Origin of the sequence: Saccharopolyspora gloriosae, from assembly GCF_022828475.1 — a bacterium.
GTDB classification, from domain to species: Bacteria; Actinomycetota; Actinomycetes; order Mycobacteriales; family Pseudonocardiaceae; genus Saccharopolyspora_C; species Saccharopolyspora_C gloriosae_A.
This window is the reverse complement of the sequence record NZ_CP059557.1, coordinates 3,317,676-3,334,583: the sequence shown is the minus strand read 5'-3', so window position 1 is coordinate 3,334,583 and position 16,908 is coordinate 3,317,676. Positions and strand designations below refer to the sequence as shown.

Below are 16,908 nucleotides of genomic sequence, written 5' to 3'. Positions count from 1 at the left end.
ACGAGCCGGGGACGACGGGGCGCATGGGGACATCGGGACGCATCGACACTCCGGGGGTCGTCACGGCGGGCGGCAGGCCCAGTTCGGTACGCCGTGCCATCGACCAGATCCGGCGGATGCTGCGCAGCCAGGAACTGCTCCCCGGGCAATCGCTGCGGCAGGAGGCCTTGGCCGAACGGCTCGGCGTGAGCCGGGTTCCGGTGCGGGAGGCGCTGAAAGCGCTGGAGGGCGAAGGCGTTCTGCACCACCGGCCGAACGTCGGGTACACGGTGGCCCGGTTGTCCGCGGACGAACTGCGACAGGCGTACCTGATGCGGGCCGCGCTGGAAACGGTGGTGCTGCGGGAGGTTCCGCGACTCACCTCCGAGCAGCTCGCCGAGCTCACCGCCATCAACGAGCGGATCGCGGAGGCGGCCGCGACACCGGACGTGGCGGTGATGCTGGAGCTCAATCACGAGTTCCACTTCGCGGTGTTCCGCCATTCCGGACTGAACCTGGTGGTGGCCGAGATCGAGCGGGTGTGGCAGCGCACCGAGGTGTACCGGACGGTGTACCTCTACGACGAGGCGTCCCGGCGGCGCATCGTCCGCGAACACCGCAGGCTGATCACCGCCCTGCGCCGCGGCGACACCGACCGCGCCGTGGAGCTCATGAACGCTCACCGCGACGCCACCCGCGATCACCTCGCCCCCTCCCTCTCGCCCACTCCCACTCCACCCACCTGAACCGTCCGAACCAGGTGCGGGACTGCTCGCCGGGGCTGATCCGATCGATCAGCCGAGCGGTGGATTGTATTCAATTTTACATGGACTTCTCGTTCGGTGACGTGGTTCACTCCGTCTGCGCACGGTGGCGGCGACGGGAAGGGCGACGGCATGGCGGATTTGGAGTACCGGGTCTCCGAGGGAGTGGGCACGATTCTGCTCAATCGGCCGGAGCGCAAGAACGCCTTCACCTTGGAGATGGTCGATCAGTGGGCGCAGGCGATCCGCCGAGCCCACGCCGACCCGGACGTGCGGGTGCTGGTGGTCACCGGAGCCGGGGACGCGTTCTGCTCCGGAGTCGACCTGGACGACTTCACCGGCGAGCAGAAATCCGTGCTGCAGAACAAGACGGTGCTCACCGATCGCGTGCACCAGGTGGCGCTCGCGCTGGAGGACATGGACAAGCCGGTGCTCGCGGCGGTCAACGGCGTCGCGGTCGGCGCGGGCATGGACATGGCGCTGATGTGCGACATCCGGCTGGTCGCCGAGTCCGCGCGCTTCTCGGAGGGCTACGTGCGGGTCGGCCTGGTTCCGGGTGACGGCGGTTGCTACTTCCTGCCCCGGCTGGTGGGCACGGCGAAGGCGTTGGAGTTGCTGTGGACGGGCGATTTCGTGGACTCCGCCACGGCGGTGGAGCTCGGCATCGCCAGCTACCGCTACCCGGACGCCGAGCTGCCCGAGCGGACCGCCGAGTTCGCCCGCAAGCTCGCGTCGGGTCCGCCGGTGGCGATCCGGGCGATCAAACGTGCGCTGTACCAGTCGGCGCGCTGCGACCTGCGCACTTCGCTCGACCTCATCTCCTCGCACCAGGCGATCGTCCAGTCCACTGAGGACTCGGCCGAGGCGCTGAGCGCCTTCCGGGACAAGCGCCGCCCTGACTTCCAGGGCCGGTGACTCCGCATGGACTCATTACTGAGCCCGTCCGCGGTGGCCGTCGTCGGCGCCTCCGAGCGCAAGACGATGGCCGCCAGACTGACCCGCTTCCTGCTCGACGGCGGGTTCACCGGCGCGGTGTATCCGGTGAATCCGCGCTACGAGCAGGTGCACGGCCTGACCTGCTACCCGGCGCTGGACCGGCTCCCCGGCCCCGTGGACCTGGTGCTGATCATGGTGCCGGCGCAACGGGTGGCCGAGGTCGTCGCGGACTCCGCGCGAGCAGGCGCGCGACTGGCGATCGTGCTGTCCTCCGGGTTCGCCGAGGTCGGCCCGGACGGCGCGGCGTTGCAGGAAGAGTTGGCGGAAACGGCACTGCGGCACGGAATTCGCGTCCTCGGACCGAACTGCCAAGGGCTGCTCTACCGTCCCGCCGAGTTGACCGCGACGTTCAGCTCCGGCGCGGGCCTCATCTCCGCCCCACCCGTGGAGACCGGCGGCATCGCCTACATCGGGCAGAGCGGCGCGCTCGGCGGCAGCGTGCTCGGCATGGCGGCCGATCGGGGCGTCGGGCTCACCGCGTGGGTCAGTGTCGGCAACCAGGCCGACGTCACCGCCACCGAGGCGACGGCGTTGCTGCTGGAGGATCCGGCGATCCGGGTGCTGGCCTGCTACCTGGAGCAATTGCCGGACGGCGCCGCCTGGGCGCGGTTGACCGATCGGGTCGCGGAGCTGGGCAAGCACCTGGTGGTGCTGCGTTCGGGGCGTTCGGAGGCGGGCAGGCGGGCGGTGGCCTCGCACACCGGGGCGCTGGTCCGCTCGGGCGCGGCGTTCGACCTGGTCGCCGAGCGGTCCGGCGCGGTGCTCGTGGACGACATCGACGAACTGCTCGACACCGCGATCGCACTGGGCGGTCCACGCCCGGTCGGCGGGCGGATCGGGGTGGTGACCAGTTCCGGCGGTGCGGGCGGTCTCGCGGCGGATCAGGCCGAGCCCACCGGGTTGCGGTTGCCGGAACTCGCTCGGTCCACGCAGGACGCTCTCGCGCCGTTGATCCCGCCGTTCGGCAGCCTGGCCAACCCGGTGGACGTGACCGCACAGGTGATCAACGACGCGAGCGCGCTCGGCCGGGTGTGCGAGGCGGTCGCCGCCGACGAGGAAGTCGACGCGGTTCTGGTGCTGCTGACCACGCTCGGCGGGCGCACCGCGGAACTGATCGCCGAGTCGATCTTGCAGGCCTCCCGCGCGACCGCCAAGCCGTACGTGGTGGCCTGGCAGTACTCGCACGCCGAGATCGCCGCGCCCGCGGGGCGATTGCGCCGCGCCGGAATCCCGGTGGTCACGACGAGCGGCGCGGCCCTCACCCTGCTGACCCGGCTGCTGCCACGACCCTGCCGCACCGTCACCACGGCTCCGCTGCCCGGCCTGGAAGCGCAGCTGCCCACCGGCACGCTCACGGAGGCCGCGGGCGCGGCGCTGCTGGACGCGATCGGAGTGACCAGGCCGCGCGGGGAGCTCGCCGCCGACGCCGGAGAGACCGAGTTGATCGCTCGTGAGTTGAGCGGCGAACTGGTGCTCAAGGTCCAGTCACCGGACCTGCCGCACAAGACAGATGCGGGCGGAGTCCTCATCGGAATACCCGCTGCTGAAGCAGGGGAAGCGGCGAAACGCATCCTGCGCGCGGTCGAGCGGGCCGCACCGCACGCCCGCATCGACGGCGTCCTCGTGCAGGAACTCGCCCCGCCGGGGGTCGAGCTGCTGGTCGGCGTGCGGGGCTCCCGCGACGGCTACCCGCCGGTGCTCACCGTCGGCTTCGGCGGTGTCACCGCTGAGCTCTACGCCGACGTCACCACCGCGCTCGCCCCGATCGACGCCCCGGGCGCCGAGGCGATGCTGCGGTCACTGCGCGGTGCACCGCTGCTCACCGGATTCCGCGCTCGCCCACCCGCCGACCTGCGGGCCGCGGCCACCGCGATCGCGGCACTGTCGCGCGCCGCCGCCGCGTTCGGCGACCGCCTCGCCGAATTCGAGATCAACCCGCTGATCGTGCATCCCGACGGCGAGGGAGCGACCGCGGTGGACCTGGTGCTCACGAGCACCGGTCCCCTGGACTGACGGAGGCCGGAAGATGACCACGATGCGCGGGCCGAAGGCGCCCCGCGAGCATCGTTCGCACGTGCGGGCGGTGATCGGCGGCTCGATCGGGAACCTCGTCGAGTGGTACGACTGGTTCGTCTACGCCAGCTTCGCGTTGTACTTCGCCGGGCGGTTCTTCCCGGAGGGCGATGCGACGGCGCAGTTGATGAACACGGCCGCGGTGTTCGCGGTCGGTTTCCTGGCCCGCCCGCTGGGCGGCTGGTTGCTGGGCAGGATCGCCGACCGGAAGGGCCGGAAGTTCGGCCTCACGTTGTCGGTGAGCATGATGTCGGTCAGTGCGCTGATGATCGCCGTCGCGCCCACGCACGACCGGGCCGGATACCTGGGCGCGGTGATCCTGGTGGTGGCCCGCGTCCTGCAGGGCCTCAGCGTCGGCGGCGAGTACGCGGCCAGCGCCTCCTACCTCACCGAGGCGTCCCGCCGCGGGCATCGCGGTCTCGGATCAAGCTTCCAGTACGTCTCGGTGACGCTGGGCCAGCTGCTCGGGCTGGCAGTGCTCATGGTGTTGCAGGCGACGATGACCGAGCAGCAGCTGACCGCGTGGGGCTGGCGGATTCCGTTCGTGATCGGCGCGGTCGCGGCGGTCGTCGTGTTCTACCTGCGACGCCGATTGCAGGAAACCGACGCGTACCGGGAAGAGGCCTCGCACGACGAGGCGCAGCGCCGTGGCACGTTGCGGGAGGTGTGGCGGCACCGCCGGGCGGCGCTGCTGGTGTTCGCGCTGACCATCGGCGGCAGCGTCGCATTCTACACCTACACGACGTACCTGACGAAGTACCTGGCGAACTCGGTAGGACTGTCCAAATCGGACGCTTCGATGGTGATGTTCCTGGCGTTGTGCCTGTTCGCCGTGCTGCTTCCGGTGGGTGGTGCGATCTCGGATCGGATCGGGCGGCGGCCGGTGCTGATCTTCTTCGGCGTCGGCACCACGCTGGGCACCTATCCGATCCTCACCGCGATGCAGCGCTGGCCTTCGGTCGGGGTCGCGCTGGCGCTGACGATGCTGGCGCTGACCATCGTGTGCGGCTACTCCTCGGTGAACGCGTGCGTGAAGGCGGAGCTGTTCCCCACCAGCGTGCGCACCGTGGGCGTGGCGATCCCGTACGCGCTGGCACAAGCGATCTTCGGCGGCACCGCCGAGTACATCGCGCTGGCCTTCCGCGGCGCCGGGCACGAGCACTACTTCTTCTTCTACGTCTCGGGATGCGCGCTGTTCTCGCTCGTCGTGTACCTGGCGATGCCCGAGACGCGGACCGCGGCGCTGAGCAGAGCGGAACTCGACGCGGACGAGGAGAAGGTGACATGACCGACCGCACCGAACTGCGCCACCGGGTGCGCGACCTGTGCCGCGGGTGGCAGGACGAGGGGCGTTACCGGCCTCGGCCGGACGCGTGGCTGCGCTCGTTCGACCTGGACTTCTCCCGCGAGCTGGCCCGGCGGGGCTGGATCGGCATGACCTGGCCACGACACCTCGGCGGCGCCGAACAGTCCAATGTGGATCGGTTGGTCGTCACCGAGGAGTTGCTGCGCGCCGGAGCACCGGTGGCGGCGCACTGGATCGGGGACCGTCAGATCGGCCCGTCGATCCTGCGCCACGGGACGCCCGAGTTGCAGCGGGAGATCCTGCCCGGCATCAGTTCCGGGGATCACGTGCTGTGCCTGGGAATGAGCGAGCCCGAGGCCGGTTCGGATCTCGCGGCCGTGCGCACCACCGCTGAGCGCACCGACGGCGGCTGGCGGGTCAACGGACGCAAGATCTGGACCAGCCACGCCCACCGCGCCACGCACTCCTACCTGCTCGCGCGCACCGAGCGGACCGAGCGCAAGCACGACGGGCTCACCGAGTTCGTGGTGGACATGGACTCGCGTGGTGTCACGGTGACGCCGATCGTGGACATGGCGGGCTCGCACCATTTCAACGAGGTGGTGTTCGAGGACGTGTTCGTCCCGGCGGGCCGCGTCATCGGCGTGGCGGGGCAGGGCTGGCGGCAGGTCACCGAGCAGCTCGCCCATGAGCGCGGCGGGCCGGAACGGGTGCTCTCGACGTATCCGGTGCTGGCCGGGCTGCTGGACGCGACGGCCGAGCTCGATGCGGGCCTGCTGGTGGAGCTCGGAGAGCTGGTGGCTCGGCTGGGGGTGTTGCGGGCGATGTGCGTGCGAGTCGCCGAGGCGCTCGACACCGGCGTGGCGCCCGTCCGGGAGGCGGCGACGCTCAAGTACCTGGGCACCGAGTTCGAACGCGACGTGCTCGAATTCGCCCGCACAGCGGCGAATCCCGGCGTGCTCGCGCCGGACGACCCGCTGGGCGGGGCGATCCTGGCCGCGCCGGGATTCAGCATCCGCGGCGGGTCCTCCGAGGTGCTGCTGTCCATTCTCGCCAAGCAGGAGGCGCCGTGAACGACACGCTGCTCGCAGAGGTAGCGGCCGACGTGCTTGCTCCCGTCACCCCGCAGGACGCCGACGGTCACCTGCCCGAGGTGTGGGCGACGATCGCCGAACTGGGATGGCCGCTGGTGTCGATCCCGGAGAACTCCGGTGGCTCGGGCGGGTGCCTGGCGGACCTGCTGGCGCTGGTCGGTGCGGTGGCCGAGCACGGGGTGAGCGCGCCGCTGGCGGAAGCCGCGCTCGCCCGCTGGGCGCTGGCCGGAACCGAACGGGCGGACCTGCCGGGCCTGGTCGTGCCCGCGTGGGAGGATTCCACCGGCGCGCTGCGCGGGGTCGCCTGGGCGCGGCACGCGCGGAATCTGCTGGTGTGGCCCCGGAACGGGACGCCATACCTGGTCGATCTCACGGCGCCGGGTGTGCTCGTCGAACCCGGCGCTAACCTGGCAGCGGAACCGAGGGACACCGTCACCGTTCCGGACGACGCGCGCACTCCCCTTCCCGAAGCGCCCGCGCGTTCGGCCGCGACCTCCCGCGCGGCGCTGCTCACCGCCGCCGCGATCACCGGGGCGGCACGCGGGGCGCACGAGATCACCCGGACCCACGTGACGCGGCGCAACCAGTTCGGCCGCCCGCTCATCGCGGTGAAAGCGGTCGCCAACGCCCTCGCCGGGATGCGCACCGAGCTCGTGTCCACCCAAGCCGCGCTCGACCGCGCCTGCGACGTGCACACCGCTGATCCCGCACGTGCGGAGGCGGCGACCGCGACGGTGAAGATCCGCGCGGCCCACGCCGCCACGTCCGTCGCCCGCTCCGCGCACCAACTGCACGGAGCGATGGGCGTGACGCGGGAGCACTCGCTGCACCACGTCACCCGCAAGCTGTGGGCCTGGCGCGACGAGCACGGCAGCGAGCGCGAATGGTCGAGCCGGCTCGGCCGCACGGCGGTCATCGTCGGCCAGGACGGCGTGTGGGACGAGCTCACCGCCCCGGCGTGAGTCAGGCCGTCAGCTCGCGGCGGAGGTCTCGCTTGAGGACCTTTCCGGTGCTGGTGCGGGGAATCGTGCCGGTGCGCAGCTGCACCACGTCCGGGATCTTGAACGCGGCCAGCCGCTCGCCGACGTGGTGGCGCAGCTCGTCGGGGTCGACCTCCGCGCCCTCCTGGACCTGCACGATCGCGGCGACCTGCTCGCCGAGTTCCCGGTGCGGCACGCCCACCACGGCCACGTCGGCGACCGCCGGGTGCTCGAACAGCGCAGCCTCCACTTCGGCGCAGTACACGTTCTCGCCGCCACGGATCACGATGTCCTTGAGCCGGTCCACCACGTGCACCAGGCCGTCGGCGACGTAGCCGAGGTCGCCGGTGCGGAACCAGCCGTCGACGAACGCCTCCCCGGTGGCCTTCGGATCGTTCCAATAACCGCGCACGACGTTCGGGCCGCGGAACCACAACTCCCCGATCTCACCGCTCGCCACGTCCTCTTCCAGGGCGGGATCAACGACGCGCAGATCGGCGCCGGGCACGCAGCGGCCCACGCTGTCGGGGTGGGCGACGTATTCGGCGCCGGTGTTGTTCACGACCGCCGAGGTCGTCTCGGTGAGCCCGTACCCGTTGCCGGGCGCCACGTTCGCGGTGAACGAGGTGTGCACCAGACCCACCAAGTCAGGCGGGATCGGCGCCCCGCCCATGTTCACCGCCTCCACGGTCGACAGACCACCGTCGGCGTGCCGCGCCAGGTCCCGCAGCACGGTGGGCACTCCGGCGATGGTGTTCAGCCGCTCGTCGCGCACCAGGTGGATCGCCTCGCCCGGTTCCCACCGGTACATGGTCACCAGTTTCCCGCCCGCCAGCGTCGTCGAGCACAGACCGGACAGGCCCGCGATGTGGAAGATCGGGAAGGTGAGCAGCACGCCCGCTCTCGCGTCCGGATCGGGTTCCACTCCCGCCGCCGCCTGCGCCACGCGACGTCCCAGCGCCATGTTCCACAGATTCGTGCAGTGGTTGCGGTGACTGGCCACGGCACCCTTCGGGCGGCCCGTGGTCCCCGAGGTGTACATGATCGTGGCGTCGTCGTCCGGATCCACCGCCATTTCCGGCAACTTCGCGTCGAAGTCGAGTCCGGCGAGCAGTTCCGCCCAGCAGCGCACCCCTTCCGGCGGGCTGTCACCGCGAACCTGCACGACGTCGAGCGCACCGAAGTCGGGTGCGAGCCTGGACACCCGCTCAGGATCGGCGAACAGCACTCGTGCCCCGGAATCCTCCAGCGCGAAGCGCAGTTCCGGACCCGTCCACCAAGCGTTGAGCGGCACCGCGACGAGACCGGCGGCCTGCACGGCCCAGAAGATCGGCGCCCACTCCGGGTAGTTCCGCATCGCGATCGCGACCCGATCGCCCTGGCTCAAGCCGAAATCGGTGCGCAGACCGTTCGCCAACCCGGTGGCGACCCGCAGGTGCTCGGTGAACGTCCAACGCTGCTCGCCGAACACGAGGTAGTCGGCGTCGCCGTGCACCGCGGTGCTGAGCAGCACGTCGCGCAGGGTCTGCGGGCCGGTCGCGTAGACCCGCATCGGGATGCCGCGCACGTCGCGCGGGACCAGTTCGAACTCCCCGCCGGGGCCGGTGAACTCCGCCAGCAGACGCTCCCGATCCAGCATGCAGCGACTCCTCCCCGGTCCGCATCGACCGGCCGGCATCACGATCACCCCCAGTCTGCGTCACGACCTCCCGCCGGAACAGCCCCCGAACCGCCGCATCACCTCCGCACCGAACGTCCGCTCGGGTAATGGGGTCGGTGTTCGATGCTGAGCCCGCAGGTCCCCGTTGGGACGCGGGGCGAGGAGAAATCCGGGAGGCACCGACCGCGCCCGAAGGATGAGTTGCGACGCTGTTCGGAAGAGCGGCAGGTCGAGCGGATTTCGGGTGTTTCCTTCGTGCACGCGTGCAATTTCTCGTCGGGGCGTTCGGCTTATGGTTCAAGAGTGACGCACAATCTCTGGACGACCTTCTCAAGCGGGTCGCTGCTGAGCGGATCCGCCACTGACAAGACAAAGATCAAAAGATCATTCTGCGAGGATCCCTAAAGCCGCGGCCTTGCCAGGGAGTGCTGATGTTCGACAGACGAAGCCATCACCGTGACGATGAGATCGACCGCGACTTGCTGTCGTACCACCATCACGCGCTCGCCGAGGCGGTCGCCGAATTCGCCGACCGGCACATCAGACCTCGAATCCCAGAGCTGGAAGCGTCGGGGCAGGCCGACCACGATTTGGTGCGAGAGATCGCTCGGCTCGGCTGGCTCGGTGCGACCATTCCCACCGCCTACGGCGGACAGGGGATGGACCATCGCGCCAAAGTGATCATCATCGAACGGCTCTCCCGCATCTCCGGAGCGATCGGCGCCGCCGCGCAGGCCGGCGACATTCCCGTAGCGATATTCCGGTGGATCGCCACCGCTGAACAACAACAGTGCTGGCTTCCCGCCCTGGCGGACGGGCGCGTACTCGCCACGATCGCGGTGACCGAATCCCATTCCGGCGGAAACGTGCTCGAAATGGACACCACCGCCGTCCGAGATGGCGAGGATTACCTCATCAACGGACGAAAATGCTTCATCGGCAACTCGCACATCGCCGACGTCCATGCGGTAGTCGCCCGCACCGGCGAGAACGAACTCAGCGTGTTCGGCGTCGATGCCCGCAGCCCCGGACTCACTGTTCGGTCCAACGAGCCCAGCCTCGGTTTGCGTGGATTCTCGTTCGGCGATCTCGACTTCGACGATGTCCGCGTGCCCGCCACCGCCAGGCTCGGCGCGCAAGGAGACGGACTCGACGCGGCCCACCTCGCGAGCGTCGTTCACGGCCGCCTGGCCATCGCCGCCGTCGCCCTCGGCCTGCACCACAGTCTGCTGGAGGTCACCGTCGACTACGCCGGAGGGCATTCCCGGCTGTCCCGGCACGAAACCGTCCAGCAGCGAGTCGGGCAGATCAAGTCCAACTACATGACCGCCCGGCAAATCGTCCACTACGCCGCCTGGTTGCTCGACCGGGGCGGTGACTGCGACGCGGAGTTGTTCAACGCCAAACACGTCGCCATCGAGCGCGGCATGGATTCGGTAGGACTTTCCCAAGAGGTCTTCGGCGCCCGCGCGCTGCGTGCGAATGAGTCCATCCAGCGGCTCACCCGCGACCTCCAGCACCTCAGGGCTCCGGCCGGGACCGCCGACGTCCAGCGGTACCGGCTCTGGCAATCCGCCACCCGCAAGGCGAAGTCCTCCTGGTCCAGCCGCGCCACCACCCCGTAACCCGCACACCCGTGCAACGAGGGCGACGGCTCACGGCCAGGGCGGGAGGAACTCCGGGAAGTCGGCGCTGACCTTGCCGGGGAACTCGGCCGGGCGCTTCTCCAGGAACGCCGACACGCCTTCCGCCGCGTCCGGACCTGCGCCGAGGCTGTGGATGGCGCGGGAATCGAGGCGGTGCGCCTCGAAGGGGTTCTCCGCGCCGAGCATGCTCCACATCAGCCTGCGGGTCGCCGCGACCGACACCGGAGCGGTGTTGTGCGCGATCTCCAGCGCGATCTCCCGTGCGGTGGCGAGCAGGTCCGCGTCCGCGACCACGCGGGACACCAGCCCGCCCGACTCGGCCTCGGTAGCCCCGAAGACGCGGCCGGTCGCAGCCCACTCCATCGCCTGCGAGATGCCGACCAGGCGCGGCAGGAACCACGTCGACGCGGCCTCCGGCACCAGTCCGCGGCGGGCGAACACGAACCCGAACCGCGCGGCCTCGGCCGCGAGCCGGATGTCGGCGGGCAGCAGCATCGTCGCGCCCACTCCGACTGCGGCACCGTTGACGGCGGCGATCACCGGTTTCTTCGACGCGGCGATGCGCAGCGAACAGGTGCCGCCGCCGTCGCGCGGCACCCCGTCCTCGGTCAGGCCGGTGGCTCGCGCCTCCGGATCCCGTGCGTCGTAGTCGAAAGTGCCTGCGCCGCTGCTGAGGTCCGCTCCGGCGCAGAACGCCCGGCCGGCCCCGGTGAGGATCACCACCCGGACCTCGTCGTCGGCGTCGACGGCGTCGAACGCGTCGAGCAGCTCGCGGCGCATCACATCGGTGAACGCGTTGAGCTTGTCCGGACGGTTCAGCGTGATCGTGGCGATCCGCTCGTGCACCTCGTAGGAGATCTCCCGAAAGCTCAATCCGCACTCCTCATCCCAAGTCGGGTGAAGGCCCGTTCGACCGATCCCACCGGTCAGATGGGCCGTTCATCTCGGTGCCAGTGGGGTGAACGGCCCGTTCGACCGGTCCTTCCGGTCGGAAAGGGCATTGACCTCAGATGCCCATCAGGTCGGCCAGGTGGAGGCGGCGGGCTCGGTCGGAGCCGAACAGGAGCTCGGAGGTCTTGGCGCGCTTGTAGTACAGGTGCGCGTCGTGCTCCCAGGTGTAGCCGATGCCTCCGTGCAGCACGACGCCATCGGCGGCCGCCCGGAACGCGGCGGGAGCGCAGTGGACCTGGGCGATAGCGGCGGCCACCGGCAGCTCCTCCGGATCCTCGTCGGCGGCCCACGCGGCGTGGCGGACCACGGAGACCGCCTGCTCCCAGGAGCCGTAGAGATCCGCCAGCGCGTGCTTCACACCCTGGTACGAACCGATCTGCCTGCCGAACTGCACCCGGGCCTTGGCGTAGTCGGAGGTCATCTCCAGCACCCGCCGCATCCCGCCGACCTGCTCGGCGGCCAACGCCACCGCGGCCAGGTCGTCCACTGTGGACCTCACTGCGCCGGGATTCTTCGTCGCCAAGCGCCGCGCCGGAGTGCCGGCGAGGTCGATCCGGGCGAGTCGCCGCGTCGGGTCGAGCGTGCGCAACGTCGTGCGCCGGACTCCCGCAGCCGTCGCGTCGATCGCGAACCAGCCGGTGCCGTCCGGAGTCGACGCGTGCACCAGCACCACATCGGCCACATCACCGGAGATCACCGGAGCCAGCCGTCCGGTCAGCCGCCAGCCGTCGCTTTCGGTGGCGTCGGCGCCGTGCGCGACGGTGCCGATCAGCTCTCCCGATGCCAGCGCAGGCAGGCACCGGTCCCGTGCTTCGGCATCGTCGACGGCGTTGAGCACGTCGATCGCCAGCACCGCCGAAGCGAGGAACGGCGAGGGCACCAGCGTGGCCCCGAGTTCCTCCGCGACGACGGACCGTTCAACGTGACCGGCTCCCGCCCCTCCGTGCTCCTCGGCGACGACGAGCCCCAGCACTCCCAGCTCCGCACCGGCGCGACGCCACAACTCCCGATCGAACCCGTCGTCGGTGTCCAGCACGGCCCGGACCCGCTCCGGCCCGGACTTGTCGGCTAGGAAATCCCGCACCGCCGCGCGCAGGTCCTCTTGCTGCCCGGTCAACACCAATCGCATGAGCGCACTCCCCGATTCAGCTGGTTTCACGCTGGGTGCCGACGCGGAGCTCCCGGAACGGCACGTCCCGATCGACCTGGGGTTCCTTCGGCAGGCCGAGGATCCGTTCGCCGATGATGTTGCGCTGCACGTTGTTCGTTCCGCCCGCGATGCTGGAGGCGGGCACGGCGTTGATCGCCACCGCCAGTTCCTCCGCGGCCTCGTCACCGGGCTCCCAGGCCACCGCATCGGTTCCGGCGATCTCCCCGGCCGCGTGCAACGCCTGCCACAGCAGCATGGCGCCGCCGAGCTTGCCCACAGAGCCGCGCGCGCCCGGCGGGGTCCCGGACTCCGCTTCTTGCCGAAGCCGCACGCTGAACAGCTCCAACGCCCGTTCCGCCGCGTGCAGCCCGGCCAGTTCGGCACGCACCTGGGGATCGGCGCCGGCGCCGTTCTCGCCCGCCAGCCTGGCCAGGTTCGCCGCGCCCAACGGCTCGTCGCGGCGCCGGGTGGCCCCGCCGAGGGAGACGCGCTCGTGGCCGAGCATGGTGACCGCCGCGCGCCAGCCCGCGCCGATCTCGCCGAGCACCGCGTCCGCGGGCAGCCGCACCTGGTCGAAGTGCACCTCGTTGAACGGGCTCTTCCCGGTCATGTCCCGCAACGGGCGCACCGTGACGCCCGGCGCCCGCATGTCCACGATGAACATCGTCAGGCCCGCGTGCTTGGGCACGTCCGGGTCGGTGCGGGCCAGCAGCGCCCCGAAATCGGCGAAACGCGCGCCGGAGGTCCACACCTTCTGCCCGCTGATGATCCAGTCGTCACCGTCGCGGACGGCTTTCGTGCGCAGGCTCGCCACATCCGACCCGGCGTCAGGTTCGGAGAACAGCTGGCACCAGATCTCCTCACCGCGCAGCAGCGGCCGCACGTAGCGCGACCGCTGCCGTTCGGTGCCGAGGTCGACCAGCGTCGGCCCGCACATCCCGAGCCCGATCACGAACGGACCGGTGGGCAGGTCGTATCCTGCCGCCCGCTCCCGGAAGGCCTGCTCCTGACCGGCGGACCCGCCCTGGCCGCCGCACTCGGCGGGCCAAGTGATCCCGGCGAAACCGGCGTCGTACAACGCGGCCTGGAACTCCCGCGCCACCGGGATCAATTCGGCCGGTCCCAGTTCCGACCAGTTCGCCGGGATCGCCGATTCCAGAAATTCCCGCGCACGGCGGGAGAATTCGCCAAGCGAAGCGGAGCCGGCCGCCCCGCCGGAGTCAGTCGTCTCCGCCATCTTCGCCACCGTCCTCGTCCGTAGTCCTTCTGTGCTCGTCAGCTCTGTGCCGGGTCAGCTCGGTGTCTCGTCAGCTCTGCGCCGTGTCAGCGGCGAAGCCGATGAGCAGTGACCGGCTAGAGCAGGCCGACCACCGCCGAGTTCTCAGCATCATCCTCGTGAGGACGGCAGCCCATCCCCGATTTCGCCGTGCAGGAGGCTGAATGAGAAATGGATCCCGCAGCGCGGAAGCCGCTGAAGTTGCGCGTCCCGACCCACTGCGCAGGCCACCGGTCACAACCTTTCCAAGATCGTGGCGTTCGCCTGGCCGCCGCCCTCGCACATGGTCTGCAGGCCGAATTCGGCGCCGCTGTCCTGCAAGTGGTGCACCAGCGTGGTCATGATGCGCGCCCCGCTGGCACCGAGCGGGTGGCCCAGCGCGATGGCGCCGCCCAGGGGGTTGAGGGACTTCACGTCGGCGCCGAGCTCGGCGAGCCAGGCCAGCGGCACCGGCGCGAACGCCTCGTTCACCTCGAACGCACCGATGCGGTCCACGGACAATCCGCTGCGGCGCAAGGCCTTCTTCGTCGCCGGGATCGGGGCCGTCAGCATGATCACCGGGTCGTCCCCGGCGAGCACGGCGGTGTGCACCCGGGCGAGCGGGCGCAGGCCGAGCTGCGCGGCCTTCTCCCCGGTCATCATCAGCAACGCGGCGGAACCGTCGCTGATCTGCGAGCTGTTCGCGGCGGTGATCACCCCGTCCTCGCGGAACGCGGGCTTGAGCCCACCGAGCTTGTCCACCGTGCCACCGCGACGGATGCCCTCGTCCTTGTCCACGACGGTGCCGTCGGGCAGCGTGATCGGCGCGATCTGAGCGTCGAAAGCACCGGCGTCCTGTGCGGCGGCGGCCTTCTCGTGCGAGCCGATGCTGAACTCGTCGAGCCGGGCGCGGCTGAAGCCCCAGCGCTGCGCGATCATCTCCGCGCCGATGCCCTGGTTCGGCGGGGTGCCGCCGTACCGCTCCATCAACCGCGTCCCGAACGGGTCGGCGCCGTTGACGGTGCTGCCCATCGGAACCCGGCTCATCGACTCGATGCCGCCCGCCACGACCACGTCGTAGTGCCCGGCGACCAGCCCGGCGGCGGCGAAGTGCACCGACTGCTGCGAAGACCCGCATTGGCGGTCCACCGTCACGCCGGTCACGGTGTCCGGCCAGCCCGCGGCGAGCACCGCGTTGCGCGCGATGTCCAGAGTCTGTTCACCGCCCTGGCCGACGCAGCCCCACACCACGTCCTCGACCACGCCGGGGTCGACGCCGGTCCGCGCCACGAGCGCGTCGAGCACCTGGGCCGACAGGTCGACCGGGTGCACTCCGGACAGCGCCCCGTTCCGCTTGCCCACCGGAGTGCGCACGGCCTCCACGATCACCGCATCACGCATGGCTTCCCTCCCGCCGAGATAAGCAGTCAACTCTGACTGTAAACGAGGTGAGGCCGTTCGGTGTTACGCCGAACGAACCCGGATCAGACGGATTCGGCCGCATAGCGGGCTTTCAGCGTCCCTTTGACGAGCTTGCCGGTCGGCGTGCGCGGCAGCTCGTCGAGGAAGTCCACGCTGCGCGGCACCTTGTAGTGCGCGATCCGGGCGCGCACGAACTCCAGCAGCTCCCGCTCCAGCTCGGGGCCGGGAACGACACCGGAAGCGGGTTGCACCACCGCCTTCACCGATTCGCCCATTTCCGGATCCGGCACGCCGATCACCGCGACGTCGGCGATGCGGGGGTGCAGCGCCAGCAGGTCCTCGATCTCCTGCGGGTAGATGTTCACCCCACCTGAGATGATCATGAAGGCTTTGCGGTCGGTGAGGAACAGGAAGTCCTCGTCGTCCAGGTAGCCCACGTCGCCGACGGTCGCCCAGTTCTCGTGCTCCGGATGCCGAGCGGCACGCGTCTTGTCGACGTCACCCCAGTACTCGAACGTCTGCTCCTCGCGGTCGAAGTACACCGTGCCCACCTGCCCCACCGGCAGCTCGGCGCCCTCGTCGTCGCAGATCCGCACCGTGCCGAGCACCGACTTGCCCACCGAACCGGGTTTGCGCCGCCACTGGGCGGAATCGATGAACGTCATGCCGATGCCCTCGGTCGAGGAGTAGTACTCGTAGAGCACCGGCCCCCACCAGTCGATCATCGCCTGCTTCACCTCGGCCGGACACGGCGCTGCGGCGTGCACCGCGACCTGGTGGCTGGAGAGGTCGTAACGGTTCCGGACCTGCTCCGGCAGCTTCAGCATGCGGATGAACATCGTCGGCACCCACTGGCTGTGCGTGGCGCCGTAGCGCTCGATCGCCCGCAACGCCTGCTCCGGCTCGAACTTCTCCATCAGCACCACCGTGCCGCCCAGCGCGTGCGTCGAGGCGCAGTAGCGCAACGGCGCCGCGTGGTAGATCGGCGCGGGCGAGAGGTACACCGAATCCGGACCGAGCCCGTAGAGCTGCGAGACGACCGCCACCAGGATGTCGCCTTCCTCGCCGACCTGGCGATCCGGCAGTTCCGGGCGGATTCCCTTGGGGCGGCCCGTGGTTCCCGAGGAGTACAGCATGTCGGCGCCCCGCGGCTGATCCGCTGGAGCCACCGGCGAGGACTCCGCCAGCGCCGCATCATAATCGTCGTAGCCCGCGACCGAGCCGCCGAAGGCCAGGCGAACCCGTGCTCCCGGCACGCTCTCGGCCACTTCCGCGGCCGTGCCGGCCAGCGCGGCGGACACGATCAGCGCGGTCGCGCCGGAATCGTCGACTATGTAGGAGATCTCCGCCGGCGTGAGGTGGCTGTTGACCGCCGTGATGTAAAGACCCGACCGCACGGCCGCCCAGTAGACCTCGAACGCGGGCAGCGCGTTGTCCGTCAGCAACGCCACCACGTCACCGCGCCCCAGGCCCGATTCGCGCAGCGAATGCGCCAGGCGACTCGACCGCTCCTCCAGCTCCCGGTAAGTCAGCCGGGCACCGGAGCCCGCCATGATCACGGCGGGCTTGTCCGGGTCGGTCGCGGCGTGGGCACCTGGATACACGCGGTTCCTCCTTGAACCTCGACCTCAC

Annotated in this window: 13 protein-coding genes and 1 pseudogene; 8 read left to right on the top strand and 6 right to left on the bottom strand. The window is 70.3% G+C overall.

Annotation, left to right across the window (positions count from 1 at the left end):
- The first annotated feature begins 23 nt into the window (after positions 1 to 23).
- The 6 genes from H2Q94_RS14225 (at position 24) to H2Q94_RS14200 (ending at position 7,174) form a co-directional block, all read left to right on the top strand.
- The gene (locus tag H2Q94_RS14225; protein WP_243795320.1) at positions 24 to 725 is read left to right on the top strand and encodes a GntR family transcriptional regulator; all 702 of its coding nucleotides are present in this window, start codon (positions 24 to 26) and stop codon (positions 723 to 725) included.
- Positions 726 to 821: 96 nt separating this feature from the next.
- Complete coding sequence (locus H2Q94_RS14220; RefSeq protein ID WP_243795318.1) at positions 822 to 1,658, top strand: enoyl-CoA hydratase/isomerase family protein; 837 nt, start codon at positions 822 to 824, stop codon at positions 1,656 to 1,658.
- A 6-nt stretch (positions 1,659 to 1,664) separates the two neighbouring features.
- Positions 1,665 to 3,752 carry an acetate--CoA ligase family protein gene (locus H2Q94_RS14215; protein WP_243795315.1) on the top strand — a complete coding sequence of 696 codons (2,088 nt, stop codon included), beginning with the start codon at positions 1,665 to 1,667 and terminating at the stop codon, positions 3,750 to 3,752.
- 13 nt (positions 3,753 to 3,765) lie between these two features.
- Positions 3,766 to 5,100, top strand: a complete 1,335-nt coding sequence (locus tag H2Q94_RS14210) for an MFS transporter (RefSeq protein WP_243795313.1) — start codon at positions 3,766 to 3,768, stop codon at positions 5,098 to 5,100.
- Complete coding sequence (locus H2Q94_RS14205) at positions 5,097 to 6,191, top strand: acyl-CoA dehydrogenase family protein (RefSeq protein WP_243795312.1); 1,095 nt, start codon at positions 5,097 to 5,099, stop codon at positions 6,189 to 6,191. Before H2Q94_RS14210 ends, H2Q94_RS14205 begins: the two co-directional genes overlap by 4 nt.
- Entirely contained in the window at positions 6,188 to 7,174 is a 987-nt protein-coding gene (locus tag H2Q94_RS14200; protein ID WP_243795311.1) for an acyl-CoA dehydrogenase family protein, read from the top strand. Before H2Q94_RS14205 ends, H2Q94_RS14200 begins: the two co-directional genes overlap by 4 nt.
- Position 7,175: 1 nt before the next feature.
- Here the strand turns inward: H2Q94_RS14200 and H2Q94_RS14195 are convergent, their stop codons facing one another.
- Positions 7,176 to 8,831: a class I adenylate-forming enzyme family protein gene (locus H2Q94_RS14195; RefSeq protein WP_243795310.1), complete on the bottom strand. Its 1,656-nt coding sequence runs from the start codon at positions 8,829 to 8,831 to the stop codon at positions 7,176 to 7,178.
- 452 nt (positions 8,832 to 9,283) lie between these two features.
- Between H2Q94_RS14195 and H2Q94_RS30970 the strand changes: the two are divergent.
- Positions 9,284 to 9,898, top strand: a pseudogene (locus H2Q94_RS30970) (acyl-CoA dehydrogenase family protein); the annotation flags it as partial.
- 63 nt (positions 9,899 to 9,961) lie between these two features.
- Positions 9,962 to 10,477, top strand: a complete 516-nt coding sequence (locus tag H2Q94_RS14185; protein WP_243795307.1) for an acyl-CoA dehydrogenase family protein — start codon at positions 9,962 to 9,964, stop codon at positions 10,475 to 10,477.
- A gap of 30 nt (positions 10,478 to 10,507) precedes the next feature.
- Here the strand turns inward: H2Q94_RS14185 and H2Q94_RS14180 are convergent, their stop codons facing one another.
- The 5 genes from H2Q94_RS14180 to H2Q94_RS14160 all read right to left on the bottom strand — a co-directional run bounded on the left by H2Q94_RS14180 (position 10,508) and on the right by H2Q94_RS14160 (position 16,880).
- On the bottom strand, positions 10,508 to 11,371 hold the full coding sequence (locus H2Q94_RS14180; protein ID WP_243795304.1) for an enoyl-CoA hydratase-related protein: 864 nt from the start codon (positions 11,369 to 11,371) through the stop codon (positions 10,508 to 10,510).
- Positions 11,372 to 11,504: 133 nt separating this feature from the next.
- Complete coding sequence (locus H2Q94_RS14175; RefSeq protein ID WP_243795302.1) at positions 11,505 to 12,578, bottom strand: acyl-CoA dehydrogenase family protein; 1,074 nt, start codon at positions 12,576 to 12,578, stop codon at positions 11,505 to 11,507.
- 16 nt (positions 12,579 to 12,594) lie between these two features.
- Positions 12,595 to 13,836 (bottom strand): acyl-CoA dehydrogenase family protein, encoded by a 1,242-nt coding sequence (locus tag H2Q94_RS14170; protein WP_243795300.1) that lies wholly within the window; start codon positions 13,834 to 13,836, stop codon positions 12,595 to 12,597.
- A gap of 273 nt (positions 13,837 to 14,109) precedes the next feature.
- Complete coding sequence (locus tag H2Q94_RS14165; protein WP_243795297.1) at positions 14,110 to 15,255, bottom strand: thiolase family protein; 1,146 nt, start codon at positions 15,253 to 15,255, stop codon at positions 14,110 to 14,112.
- A gap of 83 nt (positions 15,256 to 15,338) precedes the next feature.
- Positions 15,339 to 16,880: an acyl-CoA synthetase gene (locus tag H2Q94_RS14160; protein WP_243795295.1), complete on the bottom strand. Its 1,542-nt coding sequence runs from the start codon at positions 16,878 to 16,880 to the stop codon at positions 15,339 to 15,341.
- Positions 16,881 to 16,908: the final 28 nt, after the last annotated feature.

Coding starts and splice junctions, on each gene's coding strand:
- H2Q94_RS14165 (WP_243795297.1), bottom strand. CDS start 15,255: ATGCGTGATGCGGTGATCGTGGAGGCCGTGCGCACTCCGGTGGGCAAG.
- H2Q94_RS14210 (WP_243795313.1), top strand. CDS start 3,766: ATGACCACGATGCGCGGGCCGAAGGCGCCCCGCGAGCATCGTTCGCAC.
- H2Q94_RS14170 (WP_243795300.1), bottom strand. CDS start 13,836: ATGGCGGAGACGACTGACTCCGGCGGGGCGGCCGGCTCCGCTTCGCTT.
- H2Q94_RS14175 (WP_243795302.1), bottom strand. CDS start 12,578: ATGCGATTGGTGTTGACCGGGCAGCAAGAGGACCTGCGCGCGGCGGTG.
- H2Q94_RS14225 (WP_243795320.1), top strand. CDS start 24: ATGGGGACATCGGGACGCATCGACACTCCGGGGGTCGTCACGGCGGGC.
- H2Q94_RS14195 (WP_243795310.1), bottom strand. CDS start 8,831: ATGCTGGATCGGGAGCGTCTGCTGGCGGAGTTCACCGGCCCCGGCGGG.
- H2Q94_RS14215 (WP_243795315.1), top strand. CDS start 1,665: ATGGACTCATTACTGAGCCCGTCCGCGGTGGCCGTCGTCGGCGCCTCC.
- H2Q94_RS14205 (WP_243795312.1), top strand. CDS start 5,097: ATGACCGACCGCACCGAACTGCGCCACCGGGTGCGCGACCTGTGCCGC.